This is a genomic window from Mycobacterium sp. E1715 (genome assembly GCF_001667625.1).
Classification (GTDB): Bacteria; Actinomycetota; Actinomycetes; order Mycobacteriales; family Mycobacteriaceae; genus Mycobacterium.
The window spans coordinates 1-744 of sequence record NZ_LZJJ01000459.1; the positions used below are offsets into that span (position 1 = coordinate 1).

Below are 744 nucleotides of genomic sequence, written 5' to 3' on the forward strand. Positions count from 1 at the left end.
GGACAGCTTCTGGGCGGGAGTCGACAAAGTCGTCACCGACCTGACCCCCAAGAACCAGGATCTGCTGCGCCGGCGCGACGAGCTGCAGGCCCAGATCGACAAGTGGCACCGGCAACGCGTGATCGAGCCTTTCGATGTCGAGGCCTACCGGCAGTTCATCACCGAAATCGGTTACCTGCTGCCCGAACCCGAGGATTTCACGATCACCACCTCGGGTGTCGACGACGAGATCACCACGACCGCGGGCCCGCAGCTGGTGGTGCCCGTGCTCAACGCCCGCTTCGCGCTGAACGCCGCGAACGCGCGCTGGGGCTCGCTGTACGACGCCCTCTACGGCACCGACGTCATCGGAGAGGACGACGGTGCGGAGAAGGGCACCAGCTACAACAAGGTCCGCGGCGACAAGGTCATCGCCTACGCCCGCAACTTTCTCGACCAAGCGGTGCCGCTGGAGTCCGGCTCCTGGGCCGACGCGACCGCACTCTCGGTCGAAGACGGCCGGCTCAAGGTCGCGACCGGCGACGGGTCCGTCGACCTGGCCAGCCCGGAGAAGTTCGCCGGCTACACGGGCGAGCTCGGCTCCCCCGACTGGTCGGTGCTACTGGTCAATCACGGCCTGCACATCGAGATCCTGATCGACCCGGAATCGCCGATCGGCAAGACCGACCGCGCCGGCGCAGCAGATCCTGGTTCTTGGGGGTCAGGTCGGTGACGACTTTGTCGACTCCCGCCCAGAAGCTGTCC

Annotated in this window: 2 pseudogenes; one reads left to right on the plus strand and one right to left on the minus strand. The window is 66.5% G+C overall.

Annotated elements, in window-relative coordinates:
• A pseudogene (locus A9X03_RS23220) lies at positions 1–685 on the plus strand (malate synthase G); the annotation flags it as partial.
• A gap of 13 nt (positions 686–698) precedes the next feature.
• On the opposite strand, the pseudogene A9X03_RS30925 reads toward A9X03_RS23220, so the two are convergent.
• Positions 699–744: pseudogene (locus tag A9X03_RS30925) on the minus strand (hypothetical protein); the annotation flags it as partial.